This is a genomic window from Pseudoalteromonas marina (assembly GCF_000238335.3).
In the GTDB taxonomy this organism is placed as follows: Bacteria; Pseudomonadota; Gammaproteobacteria; order Enterobacterales; family Alteromonadaceae; genus Pseudoalteromonas; species Pseudoalteromonas marina.
Genome location: NZ_AHCB03000012.1, coordinates 456,250 through 471,926, shown reverse-complemented (window position 1 = coordinate 471,926; position 15,677 = coordinate 456,250). Strand labels below are relative to the sequence as shown.

Sequence of the window (15,677 nt, the reverse complement as noted above, 5' to 3'; positions counted from 1 at the left end):
ACTCAAAAAAAGGTAAAAAATAGTCAAAATTTGTACTATTTATTAAAAAAACATTGCAGTTGTATTTTATTTGTAACAAACAATTGGGGTACAATAGCGATGGTTTTTAAAATATAAACCTGCATTTAGTTTATTTTTTGAAAACCAAAAAATAAAAATATAAAAATTTAATTATTAACTACACGGGAAAATTAAATGAAAACTCAAATACGCAAAACGGCCCTATCACTTGCTATCGCAGCATGTGTTGGTGTTAGTGGCGCTGCAATTGCAAATGAAACAACATCTGCAATTAAAGGTCAAATCACTGATCCTAACGGCAACCCTGCTGCTGGCACTAAAATTACAATTTTACACGTTCCTTCAGGCTCAGTTAAAACAACTGAAACTAATGATGCTGGTTACTTTACAGCTAAAGGCCTGCGTGTTGGTGGTCCATACAGAGTAGTTGTAGATTCTGACACTTATGCAGACCAAGAGTTCAATAACATTATTCTTAACATTGGTAACGATTACCCGGTAAATGCTTCTTTAGAGAATATCTCTAACATCGAGCAAATTGTAGTTACGGGTGCTCCTATCAGTGCTATGTCTGGTGGTACAGGTCCTGCGTCTACTTTTACGCTAACGGATCTTGAAAACCAACCAGCCATCAACCGTGATTTAAAAGATATCATCCGTATTGACCCACGTATCACAATCGATGATAGCCGTGGTTCAATCAACTGTGGTGGTGGTAACCCACGTTACAACAGCTTAACGCTTGACGGCGTTCGCATGAACGATAACTTCGGCTTAAGCTCAAACGGTTACCCTACTATCCGTGCCCCTTTCTCTTTCGACTCTATTGAACAAGTTTCAGCTGAACTAGCACCTTTTGACGTTCAATACGGTGGCTTTACATCGTGTAACATTAACGCTGTAACTAAATCTGGTGGCAACGACGTTCACGGTGGTGTTTTCTTCGATTACACAAACGATTCAATGAAAGGCGACGAAATTGAAGGTAATGAAGTTGATAACGGTAACTACACTGAAAAACGTTACGGTTTCAACGTAGGCCTTCCGCTTGTTGAAGATACATTATTCTTGTTCACTTCATACGAAAAACTTGAAGGTGTTCGCCAGTTTAATTACGACGGCCTTAGCAGTGGTAGTGTTACAGCTGATGACGTATCTCGTATTCAAAGTATTTCTCAATCAGTTTACGGCTACGATGCAGGCGGTATGCCATCAAGCATGCCTGTTGAAGATGAAAAAATCTTAGTAAAACTAGATTGGAACATCAACGAAGATCACCGTGCAAACTTAATTTATAACTACAACGACGGTAACACAATTTCTCAGTCTGATACTGGTTCTAGCCGCGTTTCTTTATCAAACCACTTCTACAATCAAAGTGCTGAGTTTACATCAATCATTGGTTCTGTATATTCTGATTGGTCAGACGATTTTTCTACTGAAATTCGTTTAGGTAAATCAGAGCTAGATGCAACGGTTCAATCATTAGATGCTGCAAGCAGCTTTGGTGAAATGCAAATCCGCACTGATAATGGTGGTACGGTTTACATTGGTCCTGATGATTCTCGTCAATCAAACGATTTAGACTACGACACAACTACATTTAAAGTTGCTGGTACTTATTATTTAGATCAACACACAATTACTGCTGGTTACGAGTTTGAAGAGCTATCTGTTTTTAACTTGTTCGTACAGCATACAGAAGGTGAGTGGCGCTTTGACTCAATTGACGACTTTGAAGCAGGTCAAGCAGCGCGTATCTACTACAACAATGCTGCAGGTACTAATAACCCGAATGATGCGGCTGCAAGCTTTAAATACGCTCAACACACATTCTATGTCCAAGATGAATACGCATTCACTGACTTAGATGCAACCATTCAGTTTGGTTTACGTTACGACAAGTACACAAGTGATGACGTTCCTAACTTTAACCAAAACTTCACTAACCGTTACGGTTTCAGCAACCAGTCTACATTCGACGGTATTGACTTACTGCAGCCACGAGTTGGATTCCAATGGTATGCAACTGACGAACTTGAAGTACGTGCTGGCTTAGGCTTGTTCTCTGGTGGTAACCCGAACGTATGGCTGTCTAACTCATACTCTAACGATGGTATTACAAACATTAGTACGCAGTTCCGTGGTGTAGATTTATTCAATACAGCTAACGTAAACGGCGGTACACCTGGTTTTGACGTACCACAAGGTATGTTTGACATTGTTGCAAATACAGAAATTGGTGTAGGCGATGCAACAGTTAATGCTGTAGACCCAGATTTTGAAATTCCTTCAGAGTGGAAATACTCTCTTGGTGCTACATACACAACTGAAGACGAATACGTAATCTCTGTAGACTACCTATACTCGAAGAAGAAAGATGCTGCATTGATGCGTGATATTGCACTTCAAGATAGCGGCGAAACAACGTTTGATGGTCGTCCTATTTACGAGTCAATCGAAGGTCGTAGTAATGAGTATTTATTAACAAATGTTAGTGGCGATAGCGGTGATTCTTCAGTTATCTCTGCAGCAGTTAGCAAAATGTTCGATAACGGCATCAACTTTAGCTTTGGTTATGCATACACAGATGCAGACGATGTAAACCCAATGACTAGCTCTGTAGCTGGTTCTAACTATGGTAACATCGCACTTACTAACCCAGGTAACCCAGGTGTTGCGTCTTCAGATTATGAAATTCCGCATCGTTTTACTATGACGCTTGGTTACAAATATGAGTTTGTAGATGGCTTTGAGACACGCTTTAACCTTTACGGTGAAGCATACAAAGGCCTACCTTACAGCTTTACGTTTGATGGTAGCGATAACACAGATGCTAACCGCAACACTACCTTTGGTGATAACAACTGGAATGGCAACCGTCAGTTAATGTACGTTCCACTTGAAAACGATCCTAACGTTGTTTACAACATGTCGGCTGATGAAATCAATGAGTTTAACGACTTTATTGCTTCTGAAGGACTTAAACGTGGTGAAATCACAGGTCGTAACCAACAAAATGCTGACTGGTTTGTTAAGTTTAACCTTAAAGTTACACAAGAATTACCAGGCTTTATGGAAGGCCATAAAGGTGAAGCATTCTTTGTAATCGACAACCTTACAAACATGCTAAATGATGACTGGGGCGTACTTAAGAAAGGTCCTTTCGTAGGCGCAAGCATGATCTCAACATCTATTGATGACCAAGGTCGTTACGTTTACTCAGGCTTTAACGGTAATAACGCTAATACTTCAGTACAAACTGGTGCGTCATTATGGGAAATGCGTGTAGGCGTACGTTACACTTTCTAATCTAAATTGTTAGATTAGTTAAAATTATAAAAGCCCATCATTTGATGGGCTTTTTTATGCCTGTAAGTTATTTTTTAGCTTATTAAGTATACTTATTAATAAGCTCTGTTCATGTGTGTTTAGGGAAGCCAAGAGTTCTTTTTCCCACTTTAACGCCTCGGGTACTACTTTTTTATACATATCTTTTCCAGCTTCACTTAATGAAAGTATGGCTGCGCGCTTATCCTCTGAATTAATTTGAGTCATTAGCAACTTTTTTTCTACTAATATTTTTATTGCACGCGACACGGTCGATTTATCCATATTTGCCTGCGTACATAAATTTTTGGCATTACTATGACCAAATTGCGCTAAATTCGCCAAAATTCGCCATTGAGGTATCGTTAAGTCAAATTTGCTCTGGTATACCTTAGCAAGGTCATTACTTACCAAACTTGCTACATTAATTAGTTGATATGCTAAAAAAGTGTCTAAATCCAGTTTCATTGTTATCCCGTTAAATAGGTTTACTAGCTGTTCATTTATATTTACATACACATTCATTGAGCAATTTGAAATTACTCTCACTTGAGAGTATCTTAACTTAAATAAATAAAACATAAAACTAGCCTTCTCTCACAGGAGTCAGTAATGGCAGAACAGTTAAAGTACATGACCGGTTTTGGTAATGAATTTGAAACCGAAGCGCTACCCGGTGCCTTGCCTATAGGGCAATTTACTCCTCAAAAAGTTAAGTACGATCTTTACACTGAACAATTTAGCTCTACAGCATTTACCGCGCCACGAGCCGCAAATCGCAGAACATGGCTGTACCGGTTACGCCCTTCGGTAGTGCAAGGTGATTACACCGCTGTTGATAACGGCTTGATTCGAACTGCGCCTATCACTGAAGCCGTAACACCTCCGACTATGCTTCGCTGGAACCCCGTTGAAATTCCTACAAAGCCAACTGATTTTCTAGATGGACTCATAACAATGGCTGCTAACGGCAGTGCTAATGGGCAATCTGGCATCGGTATTCATGTTTATGTTGCTAACAAGTCTATGGTCGATCGCTACTTTTACAACGCTGACGGTGAAATGCTATTTGTACCCCAACAAGGCGAGCTACTCCTGCATACAGAATGCGGTAAGCTCTGTGTAAAACCAGGTGAAGTTGCAGTCATACCCCGAGGGATGAAGTTTTCTGTTGATTTAATACAATCAACGGCCCGTGGTTATATCTGCGAAAACTATGGTCATGCTTTGGAGCTTGCAGAGCGAGGCCCTGTTGGTGCAAACGGCTATGCCAACGACCGTGACTTTCAATACCCAGTTGCAGCTTTTGAAGATAAAGAAGGTGATTTTGAACTGGTGTCAAAATTTAATGGCAACTTATTCAGCTGTGAGATTAAGCATTCCCCTTTCGATGTTGTTGCATGGACAGGTAATAGCGCGCCTTATAAATACGATTTATCGCGATTTAATGTAATGAACACAGTAAGCTTTGACCATCCGGATCCTTCTATATTTACCGTTTTAACCTCGCCATCAGCTACTGAAGGAATGGCTAATGTTGATTTTGTTATTTTTCCACCGCGTTGGATGGTTGCTGAAAACACGTTTCGTCCGCCCTACTATCATCGTAATATCATGAGTGAATTTATGGGGTTAATTGAAGGTGTATATGATGCAAAAGAGCATGGCTTTGTGCCAGGTGGCGCAAGTTTACATAATTGTATGTCTCCGCATGGACCTGAAGCGGATGTATTTGAAAAAGCATCTAATGCGGAACTGGTTCCACAAAAATACGAAAATACCTTAGCGTTTATGTTTGAATCACGTTATGTCATTTCACCAACTAAATACGCATTAGAAGGTAATGAGCGCCAACCAAATTACACAGATTGTTGGCGAACAATTAAAAAACACTATTCAGCCAACAAGGATTAATTATGAAGCTATACAGTTATTTTCGCTCATCAGCTGCATACCGAGTGCGTATTGCGTTAAACCTAAAAAAAATTGACCATGAGCTCGCAATTGTAAATCTTTTAAAATCAGAGCAGCTTGAGGAAGGTTACCTAACACTAAACCCGCAAGGGCTTTTACCAGCCCTTGAAACAGATGAAGGTGTACTTGGTCAATCATTAGCTATTTTAGAATGGCTTGATGAAACATACCCACAGTCACCATTAATTAGCGGCTCTGCTTGGCAAAAAGCCCAAATAAGAAACTTAAGTTTTGCAATAGCGTGTGATATTCACCCAGTGAATAATTTGCGAGTACTTAAGTATTTATCGAATGAATTAAAAGTAGACGATGATGCTAAAAACACCTGGTACAAACATTGGGTTGAAGTAGGCTTTGATAAAATAGAAATACTACTTGGAGACGACGATTACTGTGTTGGGAACAAGCCAAGCCTTGCTGATGTTTGCTTAGTACCTCAGGTATTTAATGCTATTCGTTTTAACGTGGATATGAGTCGATATCCAAAAATTGCAGCTATTTATGAACGATGTAATAAATTAGCTGCGTTTAATGATGCCGCACCGCAAAATCAACCCGATGCGACCTAAATACTGTTGAGCTTAACTTTTGAGCGCGCTATGAATAATCGTAACGTGCTCAATTAAATCTAACCCCAAATCCGTTAAGTAACCGCCATCTGGGCTATCTATAACGCCTTTATCGAATAATCGTTGTGCTGCTTCTATCAAGCTTGCTTCTGCGTCAGAATGTAATTTGATACCCTGCATTTTGCTATCAAGCGGAAACTTTGCAAGTAATGTGAATTCATCTATCATCAGCTGATTAAATTTCATGTGTGTGTACCTTTTATTGTTCTGTTTATTTTTTAGTGTGTAATATTACACTAGCATGTTTTTTAGTATTACGTACTATTTTTAAAGTCAATTGTAGGAGAATATTATGCGCCCATTAATAATTCTATCCGCCTGTTTTTTAAGCTTATCACTCTCGTTATTTTGTAATGCCGAGCCGCATAACAGCCGCACTTTTGTGAACGCAAGTCAGTTAAATCAGCACCAAACAATGTGTTGGTACGACGACAAACGCTATAGTGAAGGCGCATTAATTAGCGTTGATACGTTCAATTTACTGTGCGGTGCCAAAAACCCCAACCAAAGCAATAGCGCATTAATGTGGCTTAAGCTCAATGAGCAAGGGAAAGTTATTTACCCAAATCGACCTAAAAAGATTACAGTGAAATAGCCTGCTTATTGTATTTAAGCTACAATAAGCACAGTTTAAATAAGCAGTATGGCTATGGATAATCAACCTAAAAACCCACTACATGGGATCACACTAGAACAAATATTGGTCGAGTTAGAGCAGAGACTTGGCTGGAAAACGCTGGGCGAACAAGTAAAAATTAAGTGTTTTACGGATGCACCAAGCATAAAATCTAGCTTAAAATTTTTACGCAAAACCCCTTGGGCCAGAGACAAAGTTGAAGCGTTATATATTCATACAATAAATAACAAACCACTTCGTAAACCAAAAAGTGCGCCTCGTAAAACAACAAACAAGGCTCCAGATACAACTGACTTTGTTTGGCCATCAATAAAAAAGTAAAAATATAAAGAAAGGCGCAGTTTAATGCGCCTTTATATTTTAGTTTTGCTAAATTTCTTTACTGATCACGTTAAGCGATGCTGGCAGTATTTCAATCACAAGCCTATTAGCCGTTTTCACCTCGCCATCAATGACATACTTAATCCCATTATCTGAAGATATTTCGACTTTTTTAGCATTTGTGTGTTGAGAATTAATGGCTAAATGGCTTTGCGTTATGCTGCTAAACATAAGCTCGGCAATACTCAGTACCGTAGTGGAATTTTCTTTATTGGGTATAAGCCAATTTATATCAAGTAGCCCATCACTGTGATTAGGCTGCCCTCCCCCTTGAGCAAGTAGCGTTGTAAACGGTGCTGCATTAGCAACAACAAAACTGCTTGTTGTGATCATCATTGGGTCGTTATCGTCCAATTTTACGTTGAGCTGTTGCGATTTTTGTTCCGAAAACGCCTGAAAAAATCCTGTTAAATAAGCGAGTTGCCCAAATTTATTTTTAAATTCGCGGTCAGCTTTTTCAATCATTGCATGTTCAAAACCTATCCCGGCTAAAAGTAGCATTAAATCGTCATTACAATATGCCGTATCTATTAACGTAGATTGACCATCAATAATTAAATCACACGCTTGCTCTACAGGTATAAATTTTGAACTTATTCCCATTAAAACGTGAGCAAGCGCATTAGCAGTCCCGAGCGGAATAATACCTAACTTACAGGGTGTATTAACTAATACGCTCGCAACTTCCGCTACTGTTCCATCGCCACCGCAAGCAATAACAATATCAGGCTTTTCTGTAATCGCTTGTTTGGCAAGCTCTATCCCGTTAATGTCAGGACTTGTGGTCATTACGGTTAAATCGTAATAAGTAGACAAACGGGCAATTATAAATTGTTCTTTTTCTTGCCATATTTTTGTACCCGATACGGGATTTGCAATTAAAAATGCACGATTTTTAATTACTAGTTCGCCACTTTTATGTCGCTTTGCTAGGTGGCGCAGTTGGCGTTTATTTAGATTAGCGGTTTCACGTGTTTCTTTAATTTGGGCAAGCACATCATGCACATTGGCATGTTTATTTTGACTAAGTAAGTAAGCAGCCATTACAAACACTGAACGACCGCGACCCAACGCACAATGCACAACCACTTTATTGTTTTTTTGGATTTGATGATGAATCCAATTTATTGCCTGGTTAAGCTGAGAGCGTGTTGGAACGCTATGGTCAAGTACTGGAATATTTAAGTAGTTAATACGCTCTTGTGTCGAGCTCCACTCTAAACCGTCAAACTCACAAGTAACATCTAATATAGCGGTAATATTATTGCTTTTTAACGTGTCTATATCCGAGGGAAATAAGCGGCATGCTAAAAAAAGGTTATCGTTAATTTGCTGAATTGGTGGCACTTTATCATGCTTACGCGACCACGCGTTGTACACTTGCGCCCCCAATAAAAAAGGAATAAACGCCCAGCGTATGTAAAATGGAATAACGCCGTTTTCTCGCTTTCTGAAAATTTTACCTATATTAAAAATGTATGCCCCACTGACCAATGACAGTGATAGCGCGGTCCAGTAAAAAAATAACGAAAAATAAATTGAATGTATTTCCCACCCTATAAAAATAAGTACACACGCTAATATCAAATAACTAATTGCAGCCCACATAAAATCTCCATTTATATTTATTGCTATTCATTAATTAACAAACAGCTTTTATTATTGTGCTTGCAATTTACAAGCCACAAAACGGTAAAGCGTACGGCACCACTTTTTATTTATGCTATTGATATTTAATAGCTATTTAAATATCATATTTTTTGGGTTGTATCGACTTTGCTCTTTTTACACAATGGGTGTGTTAATTTTTCACACGTATCAAAGTAGAAACTCACTAAGTCTTAGTTCCATATTAGTGAACCTGACTCACTAAGCTAATTTATTTTAAGTGTAATTTAGCGTAGCGACTCTGCTATAAACAAAAATCGGCTCAACCATTACAGATGCTTTTGTCTAATATAGTTTTTGAACTCACAGAATTATACCTAATAATAAACCACAGATAGTCATTGCAAAAAAGAGCAAAAAGTATACTGTTGCAAGCTACTTAACTTTTTTGCATCCAAGTTCTAACCTCAACCGTTTTTAAAAAGAGAATAAAAATAAATAGGATATTTATGGAAAACGATAATTTACTGTCTTTGTTATACGATACGTCGCAAGGCGATAAGCATGCATTTTCAACCTTGTACCAACAAACAAGCGGAAAGCTTTTTGCCATTAGCTTAAATATGCTTTCTAACCGAGCCCATGCCGAAGAAGTACTGCAAGACGCCTTCATTAAAATATGGCATAACGCCTCAGAATACAATGCTTCTAAAGGCACTGTCATAAGCTGGATGATAGGTATAGTAAGGTATAGAAGTCTGGATGCGTTGCGTTACAACAAAGTAAGAAAAGAGCAAACAATGGGAGATGATGACTTTGATATTCAGAGCGTCGATGTCAACTATGACGAAAATACTAAATTAGTAAACTGTATAGAGCAGCTTGAACCCCAGCAAAAGCAGGCCATTCATTTAGCTTACTATAAGGGGCTTAGTCACAGCGAGCTAGTAGACCATATAGAGTCGCCATTAGGCACAGTTAAAAGCTGGATCAGACGCGGGCTTACACAACTTCAGAGGTGTTTAACATTATGAATTATACAAAACCCGAGCTATTAGACGCGCTAGCAGGACAATATGTACTTGGCACACTCAAGGGGCTGGCACGAAAACGTTTTCAGCGCTTGTTACTTAGCTCAAGCAAAGCACGTGAGGCAATTTTTATGTGGGAGCAAAACCTTAATAATCTAGCAAGTGCAATTACACCACAAGCACCTAGCGATTCTGTTTGGGAAAACATTTTGCAAGGTATTGAGTCAAAAACAGTGCCTAGTCAAACAGTGGTGCAAACTAAGCCGTCGATTTGGCAGACATGGTCGTTTATAGCCACCGCCGCGTGTATTGTGTTGGCATTTTTAGTCATTCAACCGGCCAAAGAAGTGTCGCAATATCAGCAAATTGCACTCGTGCAAAACCAAGATAAACAGTCTTTATGGTTTATTGAAGTAAACGAAGATGCATTAACTATTAAAGCCAGTAGTCAATTAGTTGCCCAAAGAGATAAAGATTATCAACTATGGATGATCTTAAAAGGGCAAGATTTACCTGTTTCGTTGGGTATATTACCTAAACAAGGCGGTAAATTTTTGCTAAAAGATAAACGCTTTAACGCTGACGATATCTCACTACTAGCAGTCAGTTTAGAGCCTTTAGGTGGTTCGCCAAACGGCTTACCTACCGAGGTACTTTATACAACCGAACTCGTGTTACTTTAACCACTTGTATGGCTGCTTATATAAGCAGCCATTTTTTATTTAAATAAAATGTAACTTTTTTGCATCCAATCTAAATTCCCCCCCGTTATTAGCTATGACTTCTATTTAAAACTAAAGGAAAAAGTCATGAAAGCTTTAACACCATCAATACTCGCAGTAGTAATATGTAGCACTTTTATTAGCGCACCAAGTAACGCATCAAGTCACCGAGAAGCGCCAAATATTAGTCGCTTTCCGACCTTAGATTCTACCGACTTTTATGTATTTAATAGCTATGAACAAGGAAAAGAAGAGTACGTCACACTAATTGCAAACTATATTCCATTACAGGATGCCTACGGCGGCCCTAATTATTTTGCAATGGACCCAGATGCAACTTACAGCATACACATAGATAACGATGGCGATGCCGTTGAAGACATTACTTTTGCATTTGATTTTCAAAGCATGCTACCAAACGATAATCAAGGTGTGCAATTAGCTGTAGGCCCAGAAGGCAACCAGCGTACTGTTTCTGTGCCACTTAAAAATGTGGGTGGTGTATCAGCCGGTGATAATAGCGCAACTAATTTCAGTGAATCATATACTCTGAGTATGATTAATGGGCCGCAGCGCACAGGTGTTGCAACCTCATTAAATAATACCACTACGGGCACATCAACATTCAGTAAGCCACTTGATTATATTGGTAATAAAACATTTACCTCTAAAGCTGACTATCAAACTTACGCAGATCAATTTGTATATAATGTGTCAATCCCAGGTTGTGAAAGCATGGCACAAGTATTTGTTGGCCAAAGAAAAGATGCGTTTGTCGTTAACCTTGGTAAAACGTTCGATTTAGTAAACTACGTACCGGTAGAGGGCGACAGCGCTCCGGGTGCTGGTGATTCAGGTGGCTTCCCTGGAGGTATTACCCAATCGGCTGACAATGACGATCTTGCAGATAAAAATGTGACATCAATTGCTATTGAAGTACCAAAAAGCTGTATTGTAGGCGAAGGTAATGGCGTTATTGGTTCGTGGACCACTGCAAGTTTACCACAAGCTCGCATACTAAACCCGAATGCTAAATTTGCTAATAATGCAGTTAATGGTGGTGCACTTACTCAAGTATCGCGTTTGGGTAATCCACTTGTTAATGAGCTTGTTATTGGCATAAAGGATAAGGATACTTTCTCTACAGCACATCCCAAAGACGATGGACAGTTTTTAGATTATGTATCTCACCCAGCCCTTCCTGAACTTTTAAATATTTTATTCAAGGATGCTGTTAATACGACACTTGGCGCTAACCTCGAAACATTAGCCCCAACAAACTTTCCTCGTACCGATTTAATTACTGCATTTTTAACAGGTTTTGCTGGTGTTAATCAACAAGCAACCGTCACTCCCTCTGAAATGCTTCGTTTAAACACAAACATCGCGGCAACAGCGCAAAGTGAGCAGTCTGCATTTGGTGTTGCAGGAAACGATTTAGCTGGCTTTCCAAATGGCCGACGCCCTGGCGATGATGTTGTTGATATTGCTCTGCGCGTAGTAATGGGTCGTTTATGTCATCCTATTCCTGTTGCAGGCGAAGATACTGACCTAGGCTTGTGTACTCCCGAAGATGCAAGCGTTGGTACAGTACCATTTACCGATGGCGCACCTGTTGATGCAACAATGATGGACTCAACCTTTCCGTACTTAGCTACCCCACTTGCGGGCTCTAAATAAGGAGTAAACTAATGCAACACTTAAAAATAACGCATATAGGTATTCTGCTTAGCGCATTAACGCTGGGAGCGTGTAGCAATGATGACGACAATAAAAAGCCGTTGCCTGAGGTTAATACAGCACCCTCAGTTAGCGACATCATGTTAACAACGCAAACGGAGGTGAATATTACCGACTCACTTACAGCCATAGATAAAGAAGGTGATTCACTTACTTATTCATTGGTCAATGAGCCTTCATTAGGCATGGTAAATATTGACGCTGATGGCAACTTTACTTACACACCAAATAAAGAGGTTACGGGCACAGATAGCTTTACCTTTGGCGTATCTGATGGCGTTAACAGCCAAGTAAGTGCAATGGTTAATATCACTATTGAAGCTTTGCAAGTGGACTTTGCTCAGTTTACTAGCGATGCATTTAACCAAGCACCGAATGCAGAGCCACTCTCTGTAAATGGAAGAGAGTTTACAAATAAAGACACAGATATTAATAATTTAATTAGTAATCAGTAAATAAGCTGACCGGCCATGGATGGCTATTTTAAGGATACAAATATGAAATCACCTCTAGTAAACCTGATGATTACATTAAGCTTAGTGTGCTCATTTGAGCTTTTTGCAGCGGCTTATACACCTAATGACAACGACGTAATAGCAGTCACTAAATCGGATTTAACTGCCTCACTATCGATAAATGAAATAGAAAATCTAGTCAATAAAAGTCAATTCGTTGGACAAACGGAGCATATGCAAGGGGTACTCAAAAACAGGCTCGCAGAAATATACTTAAATGAGCCAACGCCACAGGTAGGCTATTTATATGCACGCGTTTTACAAAAAGAGCATTTGTTTAATGATGCGATAAACATTGCTAATAGTGTTTTAAAAATAACGCCTGATCACAGCAACACTCATCTATTGCTGGCTAATTTGTACATGACACAAGGCCAGTTTGAACTTGCTAAACAGCATTGCTTAGCACTAATAACAAGGGTAAGCACATTAACGGCCAGTACTTGTGTACTAGACGTGCAAAGTCAGCACGGTAATTTATTAAGAAGTTATCAATCTTTAGTAAAGCTAACGAACAATAAGCCTATTGGACTCAATACAAAACATGTCCTAGCTGAAATGAGCTTTAGATTACAAAACTACACAAACGCATTAAAGCACCTTGAAAATATAAATTTAGTAAACTCTCCAGTAAGCCTAATTGCTTTATGGGCAGACATACAACTGGGCTTAAACAAGCCACAGCAAGTGATAACCAAATTAAGTAATTTATTAAAAGAATCGCACGATCTAGAAGATGCGCTTTTGCTACGCTTAGCCATCGCAGAAAAAAAACTAAACACAACACAATACAAATGGCAAAACGCCATGAAGCAACGAGTAGAGCTCAGAGAAATTCGCCACGACAGCTTTCACGCAAGTGACCTCGCCAACTATTATATTCACGTGCAGCCAAACAAATCTAAAGCCTTGTATTGGGCCAATATTAACTGGCAACAAGCTAAAATGAATATCGACCAAGCGCTGATTGTTCAAGCAAAAAGGATGTGAATGTTATGAGAATATTAATACGCGTATTTTCTATTATGTTGTTAAGCTTATTATTTTCAACAGCAGCTTTTGCGCACCAGTTAAGCACCGGCTACATTACGCTCAATAGCAACAATACAGCTCAATACAGCGGCAATTGGGAAATCAATGTTGCAGATTTAGAGCACGTTATAGCGCTCGACTTAGACCAAAATGCCAACATTACCTGGTCTGAAATAAAAGCAAAACGGGACTCAATTAACGCATTTATAAAAAACAATCTTATCGCAGAACAAAACGAACAAACTTGCGCACTCACTGTAAATAACAATTACCAGCTAAGTGAGCACTTTAATCAGCCTTACTTGGTATTACCTGTGTCATTTTCGTGTTTAACAAATAACGAGATCACGCTTAAGTATTCAGCCTTTTTTCAAGATGACGCAAATCATAAGGTCATTGTTAATGTGAATAACATAGCACGTGTGTTTAGTATAAATGAGCCTACCCAAACCTTTAATACTAAGCAGTCGAGCTATTTAGATACCTTTACAGAATATGTGTATCAGGGCGTATTACATATTTGGATAGGCATCGATCATATTTTATTTTTAATTGCGCTATTACTAACTTGTGTTTTAACCCGTGATAAAAACACCTGGCAGCCCATTAGCTCTAAAAAACACATTATCAAACACACTGCATGGATTGTTACAGCATTTACGCTTGCTCATTCTATAACGCTTACAGCAACAGCGCTTAATTTAATATCTCTCAATACTCGCTGGGTTGAACTAATTATTGCAATTTCTGTATTGTTTGCAGCCCTCAATAATGTTTGGCCCGTTGTTTTGCGTTTAGGCTGGCTGACATTTGCTTTTGGGTTACTTCACGGAATGGGATTTGCGAGTGTACTTGGTGAATTAGGTTTGTCGAGTAACTATCAATTAATGAGCATATTGGCATTTAATTTAGGGGTAGAGATAGGCCAACTTAGTATTTTATTAGTAGCGTTGCCTTTATTAATTGCATTTAGAAAAACCGCTTGGTACGTAAAATGGTTAATGCCAGCAGGGTCTATAGGTATTGCTGTTGTGGCTCTAAACTGGTCTGTAGAACGCTTTTAAACATAACTATACCTATTCGCTTACTTAAATGATCTATTTTGAAGATGGAAAAACGTCTTGATAGCTAGGAAAAAATTCGCTATTTAGTTGTCATCGGCAATAGCTCTGCATTCATGCAGTCGTAAATGAGAGTTTTTTAACGTAAATAGCGAGGCGTTTAGCCCCACAAAATGATTAAGTATTATTGCGGCTTGGTATTACTTTAAACGGTTGTTAATACTATAAACCCGCTAATATAGCGGGCACATAGTTTATGCATTTTAATAGCACTATTTTAATCTTCAAACGGCATTAACAACGTTTTCATCGCTGGGCGAAGCGCAATTAAAACTGTCTCTTCGGTAAGTTCGGGGTAAAGCACTTTTCGCAAAAGTAAGCCTGCCATTACTGAAAAAATAACATTAATACGGCTTTCTAGCTCTACCTCATCTATGCCTTTTATCACACTGCGTTCACTTATTAGCAATTGGCGCATTCTATTTCGCGCTTGCGTGTCAGCATCACGTAATAGTTTAGCTACCTTTACGTTTCTACCAGCTTCAGCGAGCATTTCTAAATCAACCGCACATTCACCGGTATCCATATGCCTTTGAACGCCGATATTTAAACCGTTCAATAATACTGTGAGCGTATCTTCTGGTTGCCCTTCAAAATGCTCAAATATAGAAAACATTTCTTCCATATCTTTTTCAATAATACTTTCTATAATGGCTTCTTTACTTTCAAAGTAGTTATAAATATGCCCGGCACTCATTCCTGCTGTTCTGGATATTTCAGCCATACCTGCAGCATGAAAGCCTTTACGACGAAAGCATTCAGCCGCCGCAGTTAAAACCTGATCACGACGCGCTTTGGCTATCGCTGGATCTGTCTGTCTTTTAGTTTTCATACAAAGCTCCACTGCCAAGTGATTAGACTCGACAATAAGGCAAATACTTAATCATTTTGAAATACGCCTTTCACTCATAAATAAGTATTTAGCCCTATATAAAT

Annotated in this window: 15 protein-coding genes; 11 read left to right on the top strand and 4 right to left on the bottom strand. The window is 38.9% G+C overall.

What is annotated here, in order from left to right; translation table 11 throughout:
* Positions 1–195: 195 nt before the first annotated feature.
* Positions 196–3,333 (top strand): TonB-dependent receptor, encoded by a 3,138-nt coding sequence (locus PMAN_RS17965; RefSeq protein ID WP_010556734.1) that lies wholly within the window; start codon positions 196–198, stop codon positions 3,331–3,333.
* Positions 3,334–3,387: 54 nt separating this feature from the next.
* On the opposite strand, the gene PMAN_RS17960 is transcribed toward PMAN_RS17965, so the two are convergent.
* On the bottom strand, positions 3,388–3,819 hold the full coding sequence (locus PMAN_RS17960) for a MarR family winged helix-turn-helix transcriptional regulator (protein ID WP_033035317.1): 432 nt from the start codon (positions 3,817–3,819) through the stop codon (positions 3,388–3,390).
* A 144-nt stretch (positions 3,820–3,963) separates the two neighbouring features.
* Here PMAN_RS17960 and hmgA point away from each other — a divergent pair, with 144 nt between their 5' ends.
* Together hmgA and maiA are read left to right on the top strand one after the other, a co-directional pair.
* Positions 3,964–5,265: a homogentisate 1,2-dioxygenase gene (gene hmgA, locus PMAN_RS17955; protein WP_010556736.1), complete on the top strand. Its 1,302-nt coding sequence runs from the start codon at positions 3,964–3,966 to the stop codon at positions 5,263–5,265.
* A gap of 2 nt (positions 5,266–5,267) precedes the next feature.
* Positions 5,268–5,894, top strand: coding sequence for a maleylacetoacetate isomerase (maiA, locus tag PMAN_RS17950; RefSeq protein WP_010556737.1), 627 nt, complete (start codon positions 5,268–5,270; stop codon positions 5,892–5,894).
* Between the two features lie 12 nt (positions 5,895–5,906).
* On the opposite strand, the gene PMAN_RS17945 is transcribed toward maiA, so the two are convergent.
* Entirely contained in the window at positions 5,907–6,140 is a 234-nt protein-coding gene (locus PMAN_RS17945) for a TIGR02647 family protein (RefSeq protein ID WP_006791677.1), read from the bottom strand.
* Between the two features lie 106 nt (positions 6,141–6,246).
* Here PMAN_RS17945 and PMAN_RS17940 point away from each other — a divergent pair, with 106 nt between their 5' ends.
* The gene (locus PMAN_RS17940) at positions 6,247–6,549 is read left to right on the top strand and encodes a DUF1496 domain-containing protein (protein WP_010556738.1); all 303 of its coding nucleotides are present in this window, start codon (positions 6,247–6,249) and stop codon (positions 6,547–6,549) included.
* Positions 6,550–6,603: 54 nt separating this feature from the next.
* A complete protein-coding gene (locus PMAN_RS17935) occupies positions 6,604–6,912 on the top strand; it encodes a VF530 family protein (protein ID WP_008126252.1) in 309 nt (102 codons plus the stop codon).
* A 48-nt stretch (positions 6,913–6,960) separates the two neighbouring features.
* Here the strand turns inward: PMAN_RS17935 and PMAN_RS17930 are convergent, their stop codons facing one another.
* Complete coding sequence (locus PMAN_RS17930) at positions 6,961–8,580, bottom strand: diacylglycerol kinase family protein (protein WP_010556739.1); 1,620 nt, start codon at positions 8,578–8,580, stop codon at positions 6,961–6,963.
* Between the two features lie 509 nt (positions 8,581–9,089).
* On the opposite strand from PMAN_RS17930, the gene PMAN_RS17925 reads away from it, so the two are divergent.
* From PMAN_RS17925 to PMAN_RS17900, 6 genes are all read left to right on the top strand, one after another.
* Positions 9,090–9,614: a sigma-70 family RNA polymerase sigma factor gene (locus PMAN_RS17925; protein WP_010556740.1), complete on the top strand. Its 525-nt coding sequence runs from the start codon at positions 9,090–9,092 to the stop codon at positions 9,612–9,614.
* Entirely contained in the window at positions 9,611–10,294 is a 684-nt protein-coding gene (locus PMAN_RS17920; protein ID WP_010556741.1) for an anti-sigma factor, read from the top strand. The genes PMAN_RS17925 and PMAN_RS17920 overlap by 4 nt, the downstream gene beginning before the upstream one ends.
* Before the next feature lie 126 nt (positions 10,295–10,420).
* Positions 10,421–12,013, top strand: coding sequence for a DUF4331 domain-containing protein (locus PMAN_RS17915; RefSeq protein ID WP_010556742.1), 1,593 nt, complete (start codon positions 10,421–10,423; stop codon positions 12,011–12,013).
* An 11-nt stretch (positions 12,014–12,024) separates the two neighbouring features.
* Positions 12,025–12,528, top strand: coding sequence for an Ig-like domain-containing protein (locus PMAN_RS17910; RefSeq protein ID WP_010556743.1), 504 nt, complete (start codon positions 12,025–12,027; stop codon positions 12,526–12,528).
* A gap of 42 nt (positions 12,529–12,570) precedes the next feature.
* Positions 12,571–13,578 carry a tetratricopeptide repeat protein gene (locus PMAN_RS17905; protein WP_010556744.1) on the top strand — a complete coding sequence of 336 codons (1,008 nt, stop codon included), beginning with the start codon at positions 12,571–12,573 and terminating at the stop codon, positions 13,576–13,578.
* A 5-nt stretch (positions 13,579–13,583) separates the two neighbouring features.
* Positions 13,584–14,684: a HupE/UreJ family protein gene (locus PMAN_RS17900; protein WP_010556745.1), complete on the top strand. Its 1,101-nt coding sequence runs from the start codon at positions 13,584–13,586 to the stop codon at positions 14,682–14,684.
* A 274-nt stretch (positions 14,685–14,958) separates the two neighbouring features.
* On the opposite strand, the gene PMAN_RS17895 is transcribed toward PMAN_RS17900, so the two are convergent.
* A complete protein-coding gene (locus PMAN_RS17895) occupies positions 14,959–15,573 on the bottom strand; it encodes a TetR/AcrR family transcriptional regulator (RefSeq protein ID WP_010556746.1) in 615 nt (204 codons plus the stop codon).
* Between the last annotated feature and the right edge of the window lie 104 nt (positions 15,574–15,677).